11 protein-coding genes and 1 pseudogene are annotated in these 16198 nt (G+C 74.2%); 8 read left to right on the forward strand and 4 right to left on the reverse strand.

What is annotated here, in order from left to right; translation table 11 throughout:
- Positions 1-72: 72 nt before the first annotated feature.
- A complete protein-coding gene (locus J5Y04_RS04040; protein WP_209410373.1) occupies positions 73-2322 on the reverse strand; it encodes a M48 family metalloprotease in 2250 nt (749 codons plus the stop codon).
- On the reverse strand, positions 2319-2810 hold the full coding sequence (locus J5Y04_RS04045) for a hypothetical protein (protein WP_209410374.1): 492 nt from the start codon (positions 2808-2810) through the stop codon (positions 2319-2321). The genes J5Y04_RS04040 and J5Y04_RS04045 overlap by 4 nt, the downstream gene beginning before the upstream one ends.
- A 283-nt stretch (positions 2811-3093) precedes the next feature.
- Here J5Y04_RS04045 and J5Y04_RS04050 point away from each other — a divergent pair, with 283 nt between their 5' ends.
- Positions 3094-3462 carry a hypothetical protein gene (locus J5Y04_RS04050; protein ID WP_245204219.1) on the forward strand — a complete coding sequence of 123 codons (369 nt, stop codon included), beginning with the start codon at positions 3094-3096 and terminating at the stop codon, positions 3460-3462.
- Positions 3463-3733: 271 nt separating this feature from the next.
- A complete protein-coding gene (locus J5Y04_RS04055; protein WP_209410376.1) occupies positions 3734-4207 on the forward strand; it encodes a hypothetical protein in 474 nt (157 codons plus the stop codon).
- 40 nt (positions 4208-4247) lie between these two features.
- Here J5Y04_RS04055 and J5Y04_RS04060 read toward each other — a convergent pair whose 3' ends face one another.
- Positions 4248-5666: a BTAD domain-containing putative transcriptional regulator gene (locus J5Y04_RS04060; RefSeq protein ID WP_209410377.1), complete on the reverse strand. Its 1419-nt coding sequence runs from the start codon at positions 5664-5666 to the stop codon at positions 4248-4250.
- A gap of 132 nt (positions 5667-5798) precedes the next feature.
- Here J5Y04_RS04060 and J5Y04_RS04065 point away from each other — a divergent pair, with 132 nt between their 5' ends.
- The 3 genes from J5Y04_RS04065 (at position 5799) to J5Y04_RS04075 (ending at position 10555) form a co-directional block, all read left to right on the forward strand.
- Positions 5799-8804, forward strand: a complete 3006-nt coding sequence (locus J5Y04_RS04065) for a BTAD domain-containing putative transcriptional regulator (protein ID WP_209410378.1) — start codon at positions 5799-5801, stop codon at positions 8802-8804.
- 306 nt (positions 8805-9110) lie between these two features.
- A complete protein-coding gene (locus tag J5Y04_RS04070; RefSeq protein ID WP_209410379.1) occupies positions 9111-9983 on the forward strand; it encodes a BTAD domain-containing putative transcriptional regulator in 873 nt (290 codons plus the stop codon).
- Between the two features lie 110 nt (positions 9984-10093).
- On the forward strand, positions 10094-10555 hold the full coding sequence (locus J5Y04_RS04075) for a hypothetical protein (protein WP_209410380.1): 462 nt from the start codon (positions 10094-10096) through the stop codon (positions 10553-10555).
- Between the two features lie 208 nt (positions 10556-10763).
- Here J5Y04_RS04075 and J5Y04_RS04080 read toward each other — a convergent pair whose 3' ends face one another.
- Complete coding sequence (locus tag J5Y04_RS04080) at positions 10764-11855, reverse strand: vWA domain-containing protein (protein ID WP_209410381.1); 1092 nt, start codon at positions 11853-11855, stop codon at positions 10764-10766.
- 328 nt (positions 11856-12183) lie between these two features.
- Here J5Y04_RS04080 and J5Y04_RS04085 point away from each other — a divergent pair, with 328 nt between their 5' ends.
- From J5Y04_RS04085 to J5Y04_RS04095, 3 genes and pseudogenes are all read left to right on the forward strand, one after another.
- Positions 12184-12372, forward strand: a complete 189-nt coding sequence (locus J5Y04_RS04085; protein WP_209410382.1) for a hypothetical protein — start codon at positions 12184-12186, stop codon at positions 12370-12372.
- 104 nt (positions 12373-12476) lie between these two features.
- On the forward strand, positions 12477-13301 hold the full coding sequence (locus tag J5Y04_RS04090) for a xanthine dehydrogenase family protein subunit M (RefSeq protein ID WP_209410383.1): 825 nt from the start codon (positions 12477-12479) through the stop codon (positions 13299-13301).
- Positions 13298-16097: pseudogene (locus tag J5Y04_RS04095) on the forward strand (molybdopterin-dependent oxidoreductase). The gene J5Y04_RS04090 and the pseudogene J5Y04_RS04095 overlap by 4 nt, the downstream one beginning before the upstream one ends.
- The last annotated feature ends 101 nt before the right edge of the window (positions 16098-16198 follow it).

Below are 16198 nucleotides of genomic sequence, written 5' to 3' on the forward strand. Positions count from 1 at the left end.
GCCGGGTGGCTCTGCCCGGCGTCACCCCGGCGCTCACCTGGGTGTCCACGCCGAGACCGTCGGCCTGGAACGTCAAGGGCGCAGGTCGGGGCGGTGGGGAAGGAGCGGAGCCGGCGCCGGCTGACGGGAGGCACGTGCTCGCCACCGGCCGAGACCTGCCGCCGCCGCGATGGTGAAGGGCAGGCAGACCTTGTAGAGCGCCACGCCGGTCAACATCTCGGCGGCACCGGGCGCGCTCGCGCAGAGCTCGATGGAGGCCGTGCAGTTCACGAACCTGGCGCCCAGCGTCCCGGCCACGAGCACCACGGCCAGCGCGGTGATCTGACCGAGCGCGGCGTGCGCCACCCGGAGCTCGGGCGCCCGCAGCCCGGCGCCGATGCCTGCGATCACCTGCGCCAGTGCCGCGCAGAGGTAGACGGCGCCGCCACCCGCGGCGGCACCGTCCTCGGTGCCGTTCACCGCCATGACCTGGAGCACCGCGGTGAGCGCGGACGCCGACAACCCGACGAGCAGTCCGAAGCCGACCGCCGTGGCGGGTTCGGCGGCGGGCAGGCTCGGCTGCCGGTAGGGCGCGGCCACGTCGAGCACCACAGGCGCCCGGCGCGAACCCCGTCTGACGAACAGTCGTCCAAGGGTCGGGGTGACCACCGGAGTCAGCGCGAGCCCGAGAACGAGCAACACCATCCGGACCGACGCCAGATCGGTGACGACGGTCATGACGACGGTGGCCAGCAGGACCACCACCGCTGAGGCGCCGGGCAGGACCAGGGCTTCGATGAAGCTGGCCCATATGGGCACTTGCAGAACGATCTTCAGCCATACGGTGACCACCACGCTGCCTGCCGCGGCGCCGACCGCGAACGTCGCCAACGGTCGCCGGCTCGCGGCGCCGACCGGCAGCCAGGTCCTGGCGATCAGGGCGAGCCACCGGACCACCAGCCAGCCACTGAGCGCGACCAGCACCATCCAGAGCACGACAACCGCGGAGACCGGCCCGCGCAGCGCCACGTCGGCGTCCGCGCTCTGCCGCCTCGACGTGGTGAAGCCGAGGACGAGGCCGCACGCGAGGCCCCATCCGACGGCTGCGGACCGCATCGGCAGGCCGTCGACGAAGGTTCGTACGGCGTCCCGCCACAGGCTCGCGCTGAGGCCGGTGGCGAGAAGTACTCCGCTCAGGGCCGCTGCCACCGGGGTCGCGGTGGAGATGCCGAGCAGGCCGACGCTGAGTGCGATGAGCGCGTCGTAGGCGAGCGTGACGGCCAGGCCCATCCCCAGGGCCTCCCAGAACCCCGTCCGGACCAGTACGCGCGAGTCCTCCACGGCTGCCAGTCGCGCCTGCACCGGGGGGTGTACGGCGAGCAGCTGCCGGAGCCGGCCGCCCGGCGGCCGGCTCACAGGCCGTCTGAACACCTGGGCCAGTTCGGCCCGGCCGGTCTCGCTCCCGGCGGCCCGCGCGTCCGCGTGCAGTTCGCGGCTGCGGAGCACGGCGTTGCGGGTGAATGGGATCAGCGCCCCCAGCAGCAGCAGTTGCCCGAGCTCCTGCGTGGCTCTCGCCCGGTCGATCCCCCCGGCCGGCCCGAGAGCGAGGACGAACACCAGCATCGGGATGAGCGGCAGCAGTACGGTCGCCGCGAACACCCGCCACACGGCCACCGTGACGAAGGTGATGTCCAGGTCGCGGTTGCGCAGGTGCGCAAGTTCGTGTCGGACGACACTGCGAAAGGCCTGCGGGTCCCGGGAGAACAGCGCGAGCATGCCGCCGCTGAGCACGATGTACCGTCGGCCCGGGCGGCCGAAGGCGAGGCCGGAGGCCGTCGGGTCGAGGGCGTCCACCAGGTAGTGGACGTGTTCCCCGACCCCGGCCAGGCGGCGCAGTTCGTCCAGGCAGGCGCCCAGGCCGGCCAGCCGCGCGTCGGGGAGCGGCCGCAGGTGGCGGCGGCGGATCCGCCAGAGCGGTGTCCACCAGTAGCAGGCCAGCACCAGCAGCCAGAACACCGCCAGGGCCGCGAGACCGGCCCAGGGGGAGAACCCGTCGGGGGAGTGCGGGCAGCTCTCCAGCTGCCAACGGTCCGCGTCGAAGATGCCGGAGCCCGAGGAGCCGGCGCGTTGCGCGGCCTCGGCGGCCTGACGGCGGGTGCAGTCGTCGGTCGCGGTCGATTGCCCGTCCTCCCCACCGAGCCCGAGCAGGTGGCCCGTCAGCAGCGGGCCGAAATCGGTCACGGCGGCGGACGCCGAGACGATGAGCAGGGCGAACCGGGAGACCGTGCCGGAGGGCACGGCGAACGGGTTGGGACGCGGGTGGGGGCCGGGCCCTGCCGTCATTGTTGCTCGTCGTGCGCCTCGGACCGGGTGACGATGCCGCCGACGATCGCGTCGGCGATCAGGGCCGCCGAAGCGTCCGGCACCTGCGCGTCCTTGGCGCGACGGTAGGCCAGTTCGCGCAGCTCGGCGATCTGGTCCGCCGACAGCCGTGGCAGCGGTACACCGGCCGGCGCGGCGGCGGAGCGGCGCCTGAACCACCCCCGGGTCCGACGAGCCGCACCCTGGACCAAGCGCTCGGAGTAGTACTGGCTGAGTTGCTTGAGGACGTCGATGGTGACGGTCAGGGCGGCTGTGCTGATCAGGACCAGCGCGGCGTCGCCACCGAAGCCGAGTGGCTCGTCCTTCCTGGCGGTGCGACGGGCGCGCTCCGAGCCGGCGAGGAAACCGGCGGCCGTGAGCTCGAAGAAGGGGAGTTCGTCGGCTGCGGTCCGGGCGACGGCGGAGCGTGCCAGCGATGCGACGAGCTCGTGATCGTCTTCCCAGTCCATGGCACCCCAGTTCGACGAATCTCCACGGCCCGCCCAGTATGCCGAATGGATCGGGAGGCCGAGAAGGTTTCTGACAACACGTCAATTGGAATGCGCACCACCGGCCGACACCGAAACGTCAGGTCCGGGCGTCGTCCTCCGTCCCGCTCCGCGCGCCCTCCGCGTACCGCCGGGTCGGGGCCCGGACCGTGCCCCGTGACGGTGTTGTCGGCGGATCGGACGGCACGGCGACCTCGTCACGGCGAACGGGGCCCTGCGGGGGTGCGGTGCGATGATGTCCGGCATGACGGACTCGGGCACCGCCGGTGACGGCGTGATTCTGGACGACCTGTTGCGCGACGCCGCTGCCGACGCGGCCGGAGCGTTGTGGCGGCTGACCGGTGAACAGCGCCAGCTCGATGCCAATGTGGTGCGACTGCGGCCGGACGCCACCGTCCCCGAGCACGTCGAGCCCGATCTGGACGTCCTGGCCGTGGGACTCGCCGGCGAGGGGACGCTGCGCTGCGCGGGCGCCGACCACGACCTGCGGTCCGGTGTCGTGCTCCTGCTGCCGCGCGGCGCGGTGCGCGGCGTCTCGGCGAGCCCGGACGGCGTCGTCTACCTGACGGTGCACCGCCGCCGCCCAGGCATGACCGTCCGTACTCGCCCCTGATCAGGGGGCTCTGCCCGGCCGCGCGCCAGGGTGGTCGCCGCGTCGGGGCCCCGAGGGCGACGGACCTCCCGGCCGCCACCACCTCGTGGAGCGCCTCCATCGTCTCGTCGACCGGAGTGCCCTCCCGGTCCGCCGGCGGCGCCCGGTGCCCCGTCGTCCGTCCGATTGACGGAGGCGTTCATCGTTTGTCTACCGCGCTCGCCCATGATCGGTTGCACGGGGCGCCCCGCACGTTCACGGGCGCGAGACCACGAGAGAGGTACACGGGGACATGAAGGCGACGAAGGTGCTGCGGCACATGGCCATCGGCATGGCGACCGGCGCGCTGGCGCTGGCCGGAACGCTGGCGGGGGCGGGGAGCGCGCAGGCGGCGTACAACCCGACCACCCACACCATCTGGGACGACGAGCCGCTCTACCCGGGCTGGCACGTCGACTCGTACACCACCCAGCTGGTCATGCAGTCCGACGGCAACCTGGTCATCTACCAGAACGGCAAGGGTGCGGTCTGGGCCAGCTACACCGTCGGCTGCGGCTACAAGGCCGTCATGCAGACCGACGGGAACCTCGTCGTCTACGCCGCCGACGGTCACCCCTGCTGGAACCTCGGAACGTACGGGCACCCGCACGCCAAGCTGACGGTCAACGACGCGGGCAGCGTCGTCGTCTACTGGGACGGCGACAGCGGCCGGACCCCCCACTCCAACACGCCCACCTCCGTGGCCCTGTCGTCCGACCTGTACTAGCCACGGGCGCGTCCCCGCGCCGCGTTCCGGCCGGCCGGGGTCATCCGCGGGCGAGCCACCCGACCAGGTCGGCCACCGACCACTGCGGCCGGGCCGCGAGGCGGGTGGCCGCCGTGCGCAGCAGGACGGGCAGGTGGCCGCAGAGGCCGGCCACCTCGGCCACCGCGGCGGGATCCTGACGGATCCGGTCGCCGCCCGCGATCCGGGCCAGCAGCTCGTAGGCGTCGTGCGGCTCCAGCGGTCCCACCACCAGCCGCACGGCGTCCGCGGGCAGCGTCCCCGGCTCCGGTCCGGCCACCGCCGCCGCGCAGCCCGGGACCCCGGGCAGCAGCGGCGCGGGGTCGGGCACGCCGTCGAGCACGACCAGCACCCGCCGCCCGGTGAGCGCGGCCCGGTAGCGCGCGGACAGCTCGTCGGGGCCGGCGCCCTCCGCCGGCCACTCCCCGAGCGCCCGCAGGAACCCCGCCAGCGCCGGGCCGGGTTCGCCGCCGCTCGCGTACAACTGCCCGTCCGGGAAGGCGTCCTGGACGGCGTGGGCGACGTGCACCGCCAGTGCCGACGTGCCGCTGCCCGCCGGGCCCGACAGGCCCAGGACCGGCGCGCCGTCGCCCCGCAGTACCCGCTCCGCCTCCCGCACCAGCGCCGCCCGCCCGACCAGGTCGGGGATGTCCGGCGGCAGTTGGCACGGCCGCGGCAGCCGCCGCGCCGGTACCGGCGCCTCCCCGCGACGGATCCGGCCGGCCAGCTCGACGAGCGCGGGCGCCGGTTCCAGCCCCAGCTCGCGGTCCAGCCGCTCGCACAGAGCCCCGTAGGCCGCCAGCGCCTCAGCCGTGCGGCCGCAGCGATGCAGTGCCAGCAGGTGCAGCCGCTGCACCTCCTCGTCGTGCAGGTGACCGGCCGCCAACGCGTCCAGCGCGGGCAGTGCCTCGGTGTGCCGTCCGAGCGCCAGGTCCAGGTCGTGCAGCGCCTTCACCGCCGCGAACCGCCCCGCCGCCAGCCGCCCCCGGGCGCGCTCGGCGAAGACGCCCGGCACGCCGTCCAGCGCGCAGCGCCCCTCCCACGCCCCGAGCGCCTCCGCCAGCCGGGCGCGTGCCCGCACCGGGTCCCGCTGACGCAGCGCGCTCGCCTGCGCCACTCCGTCCTCGTAGCGGAAGAGGTCGACGGTGCCGCGCTCCACCCCCAGCCGGTAGCCGCCCGCCGCCGCCACCAGCAGCCCCGGCTCGCCAAGGGCGCGGCGCAGCCGGTGCGCGTGGGTGCCGATCTGGCCCGCCGGGTCCTTCGGCCAGCGGGCGTCGTCCTCGCCCCACAGCCCCTCGACCAGCCGTTCCGTGGGCACCAGTTGGCCCGGGGCGAGCAGCAGGGCGGCGAGCACGGCCCGCTGCTGCGGCCTGCCGAGATCGAGCTCACGGCCGTCGCGCCGGGCCCGCAGCGACCCCAGCACCCGGAAATCGAACCCCATGCCCCCACCCCCGAAGCCATGAGCCGTCGGTGCACAATCTGTGCGAAGCATAGGTGACCGGGGTATGGGGGCGTCACTGGCCGTACACACATGGCGGGATCCCGGCGCCGGACGACTCTTGAGGGACGGTAGATGGCTGACATGGGGGGCTCCGGGCTGCGGTTCGGACTGCTGGGACCGGTGCGTGCCTGGTACGGGGAACGGGAGCTGGAGCTGGGCCGGCCCCAGCAGCGGGCCGTGCTCGCCGTCCTGCTGGACGCCGGCGGGCGGACGGTCGCGACCTCGGTCCTGGTCGAGGGCGTGTGGGGCGGCGCCGAGCCGGCTGACCCGCGCAAGGCCGTCCAGCTGGCCGTCTCACGGTTGCGCGCCGCGTTCCGGCCGTACGCGGGGGACGATCCTCAGCGGATGCCCCTGGCACGGGTCGGCGACGGTTACGCCCTGCGGGTGCCGGAGGCCGAGGTGGACGCGGCCGCCTGGGAGGCGCTGCTGGCCGAGGCCGAACGGCTGCGGGAGGCGGACGCGCCGCCGCAGGAGGTGCGGGAGGTGCTGCGGCGCGCCCAGCGGCTGTGGACCGGCGAACCGCTGGCGGGACTGCCCGGGCCGCACGCCGAGGCGGTCCGGGCCCGTCTGGCCGAGCAGCGGATCTCGGTCAAGGAGGCGCAGCTCGGGCTGGACGCCGAACTCGGCGACCGCACCGACCTGACGGCGGAGGCCGCCGCGCTGGCCCTGGAGCACCCGGGCCGCCCCCGGCTCACCGCCGTCCTGATGCGCGCCCTCTACCAGGCGGGCCGCAAGACGGAGGCGCTCGCGGTGTACGAGGACGCCCGTGCCGCACTCCCGCCCGGCCCTCCTCGCCCGCCCGGCCCGCCCGGCCCGCCCGGCCCGCCCGGCCTTCCTGGCCTTCCTGGCCTTCCCGGCGAGGACGGCCCGGCGGCGTTGCAGCTGCGCATCCTGCGCGAGGACCCCGCCCTGCTGCCCACGGCTGCCGCCACCGGCGCCGACGCCGCCGATCCGGCCGCCGACAACTGGCAGATTCCCGACCAACTCCCCTCCGGAATCGCCGACTTCACCGGACGCTCAGAAGAGGCCGAGGTCCTCGCCGACCGCCTCGCCGCCGCCGGCGGGCGGGCCGTCGTGGTCTCCGCCCTGGACGGCATGGGCGGCGTCGGCAAGACCACCCTCGCCGTCCACGTGGCCCGCCGGATGCGCGGCCGCTTCCCCGACGGGCAGCTCTTCGCCGACCTGCGCGGCGCCGACGACACCCCGCCCGACCCGGGCACCGTGCTCGCCGGCTTTCTGCGCGCCCTCGGCGTGGCACCCGCCGAGATCCCGCCGGACACCCGGGAGCGCAGCGCCCTCTACCGCTCGTCGCTCGCCGGGCGGCGGGTCCTGGTCGTCCTCGACAACGCCGCCACCCCCGGCCACGTCGAACCGCTGCTGCCCGGCTCGGCGGGCTGCGCCGTCCTCATCACCAGCCGCCACCGGCTCGGCGGCCTCGCCGGCGCGCACCACATGCGGCTGGACACCCTGCCGCCCGGGCAGGCGCTCGAACTGCTCACCCGCATCGTCGGAGCCGAGCGCACCGCCGCCGAACCCGAGGCCGCCGAGGAGATCGTCCGGGCCTGCGGGCTGCTGCCGCTCGCCGTCCGCATCGTCGCCTCCCGGCTCGCCGCCGACCCCTCGCTCACCCTGGCGGCCCTCGCCGAAGGGCTGCGCCGGGAACACCGGCTGGCCGAACTCAGCGACGGCGAACGGACCGTGGAGGCCAGCTTCGCCCTCTCCTACCACCGCCTCGACGCCGAACTCGCCCGTGCCTTCCGGCTGCTGGCCCTGTCCGACGCCCCCGACGTCCCGCTGGCCTGCGCCGCCGCGCTGCTCGACCGCCCCGAGTCCGAGACCGGCGAGCTGCTCGAAACCCTCGTCGACCTCAACCTCCTGCACTCCCCGCGCTTCGACCGCTACGGCTTCCACGACCTCGTCCGCGCCTACGCCCGCGGCCGGCTCGCCGCCGAGGACGGCGCCGCCGAACGCACCGCCGCCGCCGGCCGGCTCACCGACTTCTGCCTCGCCACCGCCCGCAACGCCGACCGCGCCGCCCGCAAGGCCGACCCGGTCGAGCTCAGCCTGCTCGGCGTGACCGTCCACGCCCCGGGGCGGGACTTCGCCGACGGCGCCGAGGCGGTCCGCTGGATGCGCGAACAGGCCGAGGTGCACGCCGCCGCCATCGCCCTGAGCTGCGCGGACCCGGAGCTGCCGCTCGACCGCGCCGCCGAACTCGCCGACCGGATGGGCGCGGTCCTCGCCGAACGCACCCAGACCACGGTCATCGCCGACCTCGCCGAGCGGCTGGCCCGGGAGGCCGCCGCGCGCGGTGACCACGGCGCACTCGCCCTCGCCCGGTACCTGCGCGGCGCCATGCTCTGGCACGTCAACCGCTACGCCGAGTCGGAGGAGGAGGTCCGCCGGGCCGTCGAGCTCTGCACGTCCGAGGCGACCGAGCGGGTGCTCGCCAAGTCCCTGCTCACCCTCGGCGGCAACGCCCGCATCCACGGCCGCTACGCCGAGGCCGCCGAGCACGCCGGCCGCGCCGCGCACCTGTTCCGCCGGCTCGGCGCCGAACGCTCCGAAGGCAGCGCGCTCGGCGAGTTCGCGTTCAGCTGCGCCCACACCGGCCGGCTCACCGAGGCCCGGGAGGCGGCCGAGCGCTGCGCCCGCCTGATGAGCGGCTCCGGACCGGTCTCCGCCGCGACCGGCCGCTACTACCTCGCCAGGGTGCTGCGGCTGTGCGGCGACCCGGAGGAGGCGCTCGCCCATGCCGCCGGTGCGCGCGAGGAGTTCGCCGCCCTCCAGGTCACCGTGTTCGAGGCCGCGGCCGGCGACCTCGCCGCCCGCATCCACGCCGAGGCCGGCCGCTGGCTGCTCGCCCTCGACGCCGCCGAGGCGGTCCTCCCGCTCGCCCGCCGCACCAGCGCCGCCCTGGAGGCCGCCCTGCTGCGCACGCTCGGCACCGCGCTCACCAGTCTCGGCCGCCCGCGCCAGGCCCGGGCCTGCCTGGCGGAGGGACTGGAGGTGTACGGGCGGCTGGGCCTCGACGACGAGGCGGCGCAGGTCAGAGAGCTGTTGGCGGCCCTGGAGTAGGGCGCCGGGGGCGGGCGGGGGCGCTGGCGGGGGCGCTGGAGGGGGTGAGGGCGAGGGCGTACGCCCGGCGCGCGGCAGGGTGCGGGCAGGACGCGCGGCAGGACGCGACGGCGGCCCCGCCCCCGCCGCCGCGCCCGTCCATCGCTTGTCCACCGGGCGTCCATAGCGTGGTGTCCAGAGGGGCCGACCGGTGCGGTACCAGGCCGGTCGGCCCCGACGGAGGACGGGGGAACCGGCGTCGCCCACCCGGGCGGCGCGCACACGGTCCAGCCTCCGACGTTCGACACGACGGGAGAACACGAAGTCATGCTGGACACCTTGATGACGGGTCGGCCGGTCTCGGCGGACCCCTGGTCCGTTCCGACGCCGCCGCGGGCGCCGTCCCTGCCGCCCGCGGGCTCCGCCGAACACCGGGACGGCCCGAGGTTCTCCGTCCTCGGCCCGCTCACCGCCTGGAACGGGGACGCCGAGGCGGATCTCGGCCAGCCCCAGCAGCGGGCGCTGCTGGCCGCCCTGCTGATGCAGGAGGGGTCCTACATCGCCACCGGCCGGCTGGTGGACGCCATCTGGGGGGACGGCGCACCGGTCACGGCGGAGACCATCGTCCGCACGTACGTCTACCGGTTGCGCCGGGCGCTGGCCTCGCCGGGCGGCGAGCCACGTTCCGTCATCGGCTCGGTGACCGGGGGATACGTCCTCAGGCTCCCGTCGGCCGCGCTGGACCTCGGCGCCTTCCGCCGGTCGCTGGAACTCGCCCGCGCGGCCAGGGAATCGGGCGACCGGGCCGCCGAGGTCCGGCACCTGCGCGAAGGGCTCGGCCTGTGGCGGGACACGATGCCGCTGGGCGGCGTGCCGGGCGAGCACGCCGAGCGCTACCGCACCCACCTGAGCGACCTGCGGCTCTCGGCCCTGGTCATGCGCCTCGCCGCCGAACTGGCCCTCGGCAGGCTCGATCCGGCGGTGGCCGAGCTGTCCGGCCTGGTCGCCGAGCACCCGCTGGACGAGCGCCTCCGCGCGCTCTTCATGACCGGCCTGCACCAGAGCGGCCGACGCGCTGAAGCGCTGTCCACCTACCACGAGGCCCGGGCGGTCCTGCGGGACAGGCTCGGGATCGACCCGGGCGGACACCTGCGGCGGGCCCACGCGGAGGTCCTGCGCGACGATCCGGCGCCGCGGTGAGCGAGCTGCTGCGCCGGGGTCCCGGTGAGCGCCCCGGCCGGGGAACCGGGGCCCGCCGCGCCCGGAGGCCCGCCTGACCTCGGGTGATCGCCGCCCGCTACTCTGCCGCGGTGACAGAGATACTGATGAACCGTTATCGCCCCGCCCTGGACCCGCTGCTGGAGCCCGGCGAGCAGTTGCTCGACGTCGCGACGGTGGTACCCGTGGCGGGCGCCAAGGGCGTCGGGCACGGTGTGGGTGCAAAGGTCGGCAACGCGCTGGGGCAGCTGGGAGGGGTGACGGGAGGCGCCGGCAGCCTGGCGGACGGCTTCCCCACCACGCAGGGCGGCACGATGGTCAGGCTGCTGGTGGTCACCGACCGCCGGACCGCAGTCGTTGCGACGCTGGACGTCCGCAAGCCCGGCCGGCTGCTGTGGCACGTGCCCCGGAACTTCGTCGCCCGGATCGAGCGCCGCCCGAGGTGGCAGGCGATGGCCCGGTTCCGGCTGCACTTCGTCGACGGCTCGGCGGCCTCGATGTACACCGCGCGGCGCCGCACCATCGAGTCCCTGGCCGACCACCTCGGACGGTGACCGGAGGCTCGCCGGGCGTCCGGGCCCTGCCGAGGCCGGGCGTACTCCCTCGGAGGGGGTGCCCCGGGCGGCGTGGCACGGATGCCGCCGGTGGGCTGGAGCCGAGCCGGCGGGGCCCCGGTGCTGAGGCGTGTGCCCGGATGGTGGTGATGGTGCTCGGGCAGGGGCTCGGCCGGAGCGCGGACCCCGGTTACAGCGCGGATCCCGGTTACAGGAGGACGAGCAGCTTGGTGTCCGGTACCAGCTTCCGGTTGACGGAGGTCGACTGGACGAACACGGTGTACGACGGGTTGTCGCCCGGCTTCACGGTGGCCTCCGACTTCGGCAGGCCGAGGAGCTGGCGGGCGGCCGGGCCCGAGAACACCCTGCCGGTCATCCGGCCGGTGGCCGGGTCCTTCTCGGCCACGGCGAGCTGCTTGTTGCCCTGGATCTTCTCGCGCTTGGACAGCTCGTAGAAGGCGCAGCCGGTCTTGTACGGGTGGCCGGCGCTGGTGACGAATTCGCGGATCGGCAGCTGCTGGTCGACCGGGATCAGGATGTACTTGCCGGCGTCCAGGGCGTCGAGGTTGGCCTTCACCTCGGTGGCGCTGAGGTCCTGGCCCATGGTGAACAGGTTCCTGGTGCCGCGCACGCCCTGTTCGCGGCCCCGGAGGAAGCTCGTCGCGGCCGTCTTGACGGTGCCGATGGCCTCCTCGACGCCCTTGCTGGAGTCCGCGTCCCAGATCGCGATGTTGCCCGCGGGGAAGCCGTACTCCTGGGCGGTGCGCTTGGCCAGGGAGTTCGGGACGAGGATCGCCGAGGTCCAGTGGTCGGGGAGGTCGTCCATGGCGCCCTGGATGCGGTCCATCCACGTGCGCAGCACGGTGCTGCCCTTGCGGGAGGCCATGCGGGTGTGCATCTGGCCGGTCTCGGAGTAGCCGGAGGCGTTCTCCTCGCCGTCGGTGACGACGACCTGGAGGAAGGAGTGCTCCCCGTACCCTTCCCAGATGTTCTTGAGGTCGTCGATGGACTTCACGGCCGACTCGATCAGCGCCGTGGCGCCGTTGTCGACCCCGTAGAGGCCCCGCAGGGACGGCAGGTGCTTGACGTCCATGTCCCAGACCAGGTTCTGCACCTGGTGGTCGAAGGCGTAGAGGCTGATGCGGGTCTCGTGGCCGAGCCGGTCGGACTCCTCCTGGAGGCCCTTCACGAACTCGTCCACCACGCGGACGAGCTGGGCCTCGTGCTGGCGCATCGAGCCGGACTTGTCGACCACGAGCGAGACGTGGTTGACCTTGTGCTTGATCCTGTTCGAAGACATGGTTCCACCCTTTTCCAGCGCTTTTTCGACGCCGTTTCCGACGCCTTTTCCGGCGCCCCCTCCAACGATGTCTCCACACTACGGTGAGGCACTGACAGTCCGTCCGACCTGCGGCTTCATGGATGCCGACCGTCGCCGACCGCCGCCGACCGTCCATTTGGCAAGACGACGGGTGCTGACGGACGGACAGTCGGCGGTGCGGGTCGGACAGCGCCTTCTCCTGGGGTTTCTCCGGGGAGCGGGAATTTGCGACGGGCGCCGGAATTCCGAATACCGCGCGCTCGGAACGACACCCCCCGCCGGACGGTTCTTCGACGCCTTCCGGGAGGTGGACGTCGACGGCCTGCGGGAGCTGCTCGCGGCCGACGTCCAGCTCGTCGCGGACGGTGGCGGCAAGGCGCCGCAGTGGGCCGGCGGCCTCCACGGCTCGGACCAGGTGGCCGGGGTGCTCGCCGCCGTCCGCGGGCGGTGCGGGCCAGGCGCCGTCGCGGACGGGCCGGGCGCCCGCCCTGGCTGATCCTCCAGTTCGGGCGGGGAGGAGTGGTGCCCGAACCCACTCGTCCCCGCCTGCGGGCGTTGCTTCAATCGCCGTACTGAACGGTCTCGGGACGGTGGTTGCAGGTGGACCTGAACACGGTGGTGGAGATGCGCGACGCGCGGCGTCGCGGCACATGGCGGCCCGGGGACGCCTGGCTCGGCGGCGGGACGTACCTGTTCTCGGAGCCGCAGCCGCACATCCGCCGGCTGATCGACCTGAGCCGGATGGGCTGGGAGCCGGTCCGGATGACCGCGAACGGCGATCTGGAGATCGCCGCGACCTGCACCATCGCCCAGCTCTCCCGCTTCGCCCAGGGGGCGGACTGGCCGGCGGCACCCCTGTTCGAGCAGTGCTGCCGGGCCTTCCTGGCCTCCTGGAAGATCTGGAACATGGCCACGGTCGGCGGCAACCTGTGCAACGGGCTGCCGGCCGGGCCGATGATCTCGCTGACCGCCGCCCTCGACGGCGTCTGCCTGCTGCTCGCGCAGAGCGGGGAGGTGCGCGAGGTGCCGGTGAAGGACTTCGTGGTCGGCGCCGGCGTGAAGGACCTGCGGCCCGGTGAGCTGCTGCGTTCGATCACCGTGCCCGCCCGGGCGCTGGCGAGCCGCACCGCCTTCCGGCAGGCCTCGCTGTACGGGCTGGGCCGCTCCGGGGCGCTGCTGATCGGAGCCCGCGACCCGATCGACGGTGAACTGGCGCTCACGGTGACCGCCTCGACGGTGCGGCCGGTCCAGCTGCGCTTCGCCGTGCCGCCGAACGCCGAGGCGGTGCGGGAGGCGGTCACCCACGGGGTGCGGCCCGAGGAGTACTTCGACGACATCCACGGACTCCCGGCCTGGCGGCGGCACATGACGTACCGCTTCGCCGAGGAGATCCGCCGCGAGCTGGTCGAGGAGGCCGGGCGATGAGCTTCTCCATCCGCGTCAACGACGAGGACTTCGACGCCGAACCGAGGGCCGGGCAGTGCCTGCGCACCTACCTGCGCGAGCGCGGCTGGTTCGGGGTGAAGAAGGGCTGCGACGCGGGCGACTGCGGCGCCTGCACCGTCCAGGTCGACGGCGAGCCGGTGCACAGCTGCCTCTACCCGGCGTTGCGCGCCGAGGGGCGCTCGGTCACCACCGTCGAGGGCCTGGCGAAGGACGGCGAACTGCACCCGATGCAGCAGAGGTTCCTCGACGCCCAGGGCTTCCAGTGCGGCTTCTGCACGGCCGGCATGCTGATGACCACCTCCGCCGCCGCCTTCGACGAGGACAAACTCGTGGACCTGCCCAGGGGGTTGAAAGGCAACCTGTGCCGCTGCACCGGCTACCGGGCGATCGAGGACGCGATCCGCGGGGTGCGGCACACCGAGCGGCCGTGTGCCGGGCAGGCCGTCGGCCGCAGCCTCGGCGCGCCGGCCGGGCCGCAGGTGGTCACCGGCACCGCCCGCTACACCTTCGACCTCGACGTCGCAGGGCTGCTGCACATGAAGCTGCTGCGCTCGCCGCACCCTCACGCCCGGATCGTCTCGATCGACACCTCGGCGGCGCTGCGGGTGCCCGGGGTGGTCGCCGTGTTCACGCACGAGGACGCACCGGACAAGCTCTACTCCTCGGCCCGGCACGAGCACCCCACCGAGGACCCGGACGACACCCGGGTCCTGGACGACGTGGTCCGTTTCGTCGGGCAGCGGGTCGCCGCGGTGGTCGCCGAGAGCGAGGGCGCCGCCGAGGAGGGCTGCCGCAGGATCGTCGTCGGGTACGAGGAACTCCCGTACGTCCTCGACCCCGAGGAGGCGATGCTGCCGGGCGCCCCGGTGATCCACCCCAAGGGGCCGGAGAGCCGCATCGCCCGCGCCGGGAACAACGTCTGCGGCGAGGCCCACGGCGAGCTGGGCGACGTCGAACAGGGTTACCGCGAGGCCGACCTGGTCTACGAGGAGACCTTCCGGACCCAGCGGGTGCAGCACGCCAGCCTGGAGACGCACGGTTGCGTCGTCTACTTCGAGGAGATCCCCGACGGGAGCGGGGAGAGCTGCGCGAGCGGGGAGAGCGTTCAGGGGGGGAGGGGAGCGGATCGTGGTCCGTTCGTCCACCCAGGTGCCGTTCCTGACCCGGCGCGCCCTCTGCGACCTGTACGACCTGCCGATGGAGAAGGTCCGCGTGGTGGCGGGCCGGGTGGGCGGCGGGTTCGGTGGCAAGCAGGAGATGCTCACCGAGGACATCGCGGTCCTCGCGGCGATGAGGCTGCACCGTCCGGTGAAGCTGGAGTTCACCCGCGGCGAGCAGTTCTACGGCGCCACCACCCGGCACCCGTTCGGGATCACCGTGAAGCTCGGCGCCAAGCGGGACGGCACTCTGACGGCCGTGCAGTTCAGGGTGGTCGCCAACACCGGTGCGTACGGCAACCACGGGCCGGCGGTGATGTTCCACAGCGTCGGCGAGTCGATGGGCGTCTACCGCGCTCCGCACAAGAAGGTCGACGCCTACTCCGTCTACACCAACGGCGTGCCCGCCGGCGCCTTCCGCGGCTACGGGCTCGGCCAGGTGACCTTCGCCGTCGAGTCGGCCATGGACGAACTCGCCCGGCGGCTGGGCGTCGACCCGCTGGTGCTGCGCGAGAGGAACGTCATCGGGCCCGGCGAGCACATGGAGGGCCCGCTCGGCGAGGAGGAGGACCTCCACATCGCCAGCTACGGACTCGACCAGTGCCTCGGTGTGGTCCGGGACGCCCTCGCGAACGACACCAGTGCCGAACTCGCCCCCGAGGGCTGGCTGGTGGGCCAGGGGTTCGCCATGGCGGCGATCGCCTGCGGTCCGCCCGGCGGCCACATCGCCGACGCCACGGTGAAGCTGCTGGAGGACGGCACGTACGACATCGCCGTCGGCACCGCGGAGTTCGGCAACGGCACCACCACCGTGCACAAGCAGATCACCGCAGGGGCGCTGGGCACCACCGTCGACCGGATCGCCGTCCGTCAGTCCGACACCGACGTGGTCCGCCACGACACCGGTGCCTTCGGCTCGGCCGGCACGGTGGTCGCGGGCAAGGCGGTGATGAAGGCGGCCAACGCGCTGGCCGAGCAGATCCTCTCCTTCACCGCGGAGTACGCCCGCACCCCGCGGAGCCTGCTGCGGCTCGCCGCCGACTCGGTGGAGTGCGACGGCCGGACGGTCGCGCTCAAGGAGGTCTTCGAGGCCGCGCGCGGCAAGGGCGTCGAGCTTTCGGCCGACGGCCACTTCGGCGGCTCGCCGCGCTCGGTCGCCTTCAACTCCCAGTGGTTCCGGATCGCCGTCGACCCGGACACCGGCGAGATCCGCATCCTGCGCAGCGTCCACGGCGCCGACGCCGGCAAGGTGATGAACCCGCTCCAGTGCCGCGGCCAGGTCGAGGGCGGTGTCGCGCAGGCCCTGGGCGCCACCCTGTTCGAGCAGGTCCTCGTCGACGGCCGCGGCGAGGTCACCACCGCGGCCTTCCGCCGCTACCGGCTGCCCGCGTTCGCGGACGTGCCGCGCACCGAGGTGCACTTCTCGGAGACCTCGGACGCCATCGGCCCGCTCGGCGCCAAGTCGATGTCCGAGAGCCCGTTCAACCCGGTGCCGCCCGCCTTCGCCAACGCCCTGCGCGACGCCACCGGCATCCGCTTCACCGAGGCGCCGTTCCTGCGCGACAAGGTCTGGCGGGCCCTCGACGAGCACCGCAGACGCCCGGGCACCGCTCGTTGACGGTGCCCTCGTGGGCGGCGGCCCGACGTCCGGTCCGTCGCCCCGGCCGCCGTCTACAAGGAGCGCCGTCAACGAGCGCCGTCAACGAGCGTTGCCGTCGG

The organism is Kitasatospora sp. RG8 (genome assembly GCF_017813315.1).
Taxonomy (GTDB): Bacteria; Actinomycetota; Actinomycetes; order Streptomycetales; family Streptomycetaceae; genus Kitasatospora.

Coding starts and splice junctions, on each gene's coding strand:
- J5Y04_RS04040 (WP_209410373.1), bottom strand. CDS start 2,322: ATGACGGCAGGGCCCGGCCCCCACCCGCGTCCCAACCCGTTCGCCGTG.
- J5Y04_RS04045 (WP_209410374.1), bottom strand. CDS start 2,810: ATGGACTGGGAAGACGATCACGAGCTCGTCGCATCGCTGGCACGCTCC.
- J5Y04_RS04050 (WP_245204219.1), top strand. CDS start 3,094: ATGACGGACTCGGGCACCGCCGGTGACGGCGTGATTCTGGACGACCTG.
- J5Y04_RS04055 (WP_209410376.1), top strand. CDS start 3,734: ATGAAGGCGACGAAGGTGCTGCGGCACATGGCCATCGGCATGGCGACC.
- J5Y04_RS04060 (WP_209410377.1), bottom strand. CDS start 5,666: ATGGGGTTCGATTTCCGGGTGCTGGGGTCGCTGCGGGCCCGGCGCGAC.
- J5Y04_RS04065 (WP_209410378.1), top strand. CDS start 5,799: ATGGCTGACATGGGGGGCTCCGGGCTGCGGTTCGGACTGCTGGGACCG.
- J5Y04_RS04070 (WP_209410379.1), top strand. CDS start 9,111: ATGCTGGACACCTTGATGACGGGTCGGCCGGTCTCGGCGGACCCCTGG.
- J5Y04_RS04080 (WP_209410381.1), bottom strand. CDS start 11,855: ATGTCTTCGAACAGGATCAAGCACAAGGTCAACCACGTCTCGCTCGTG.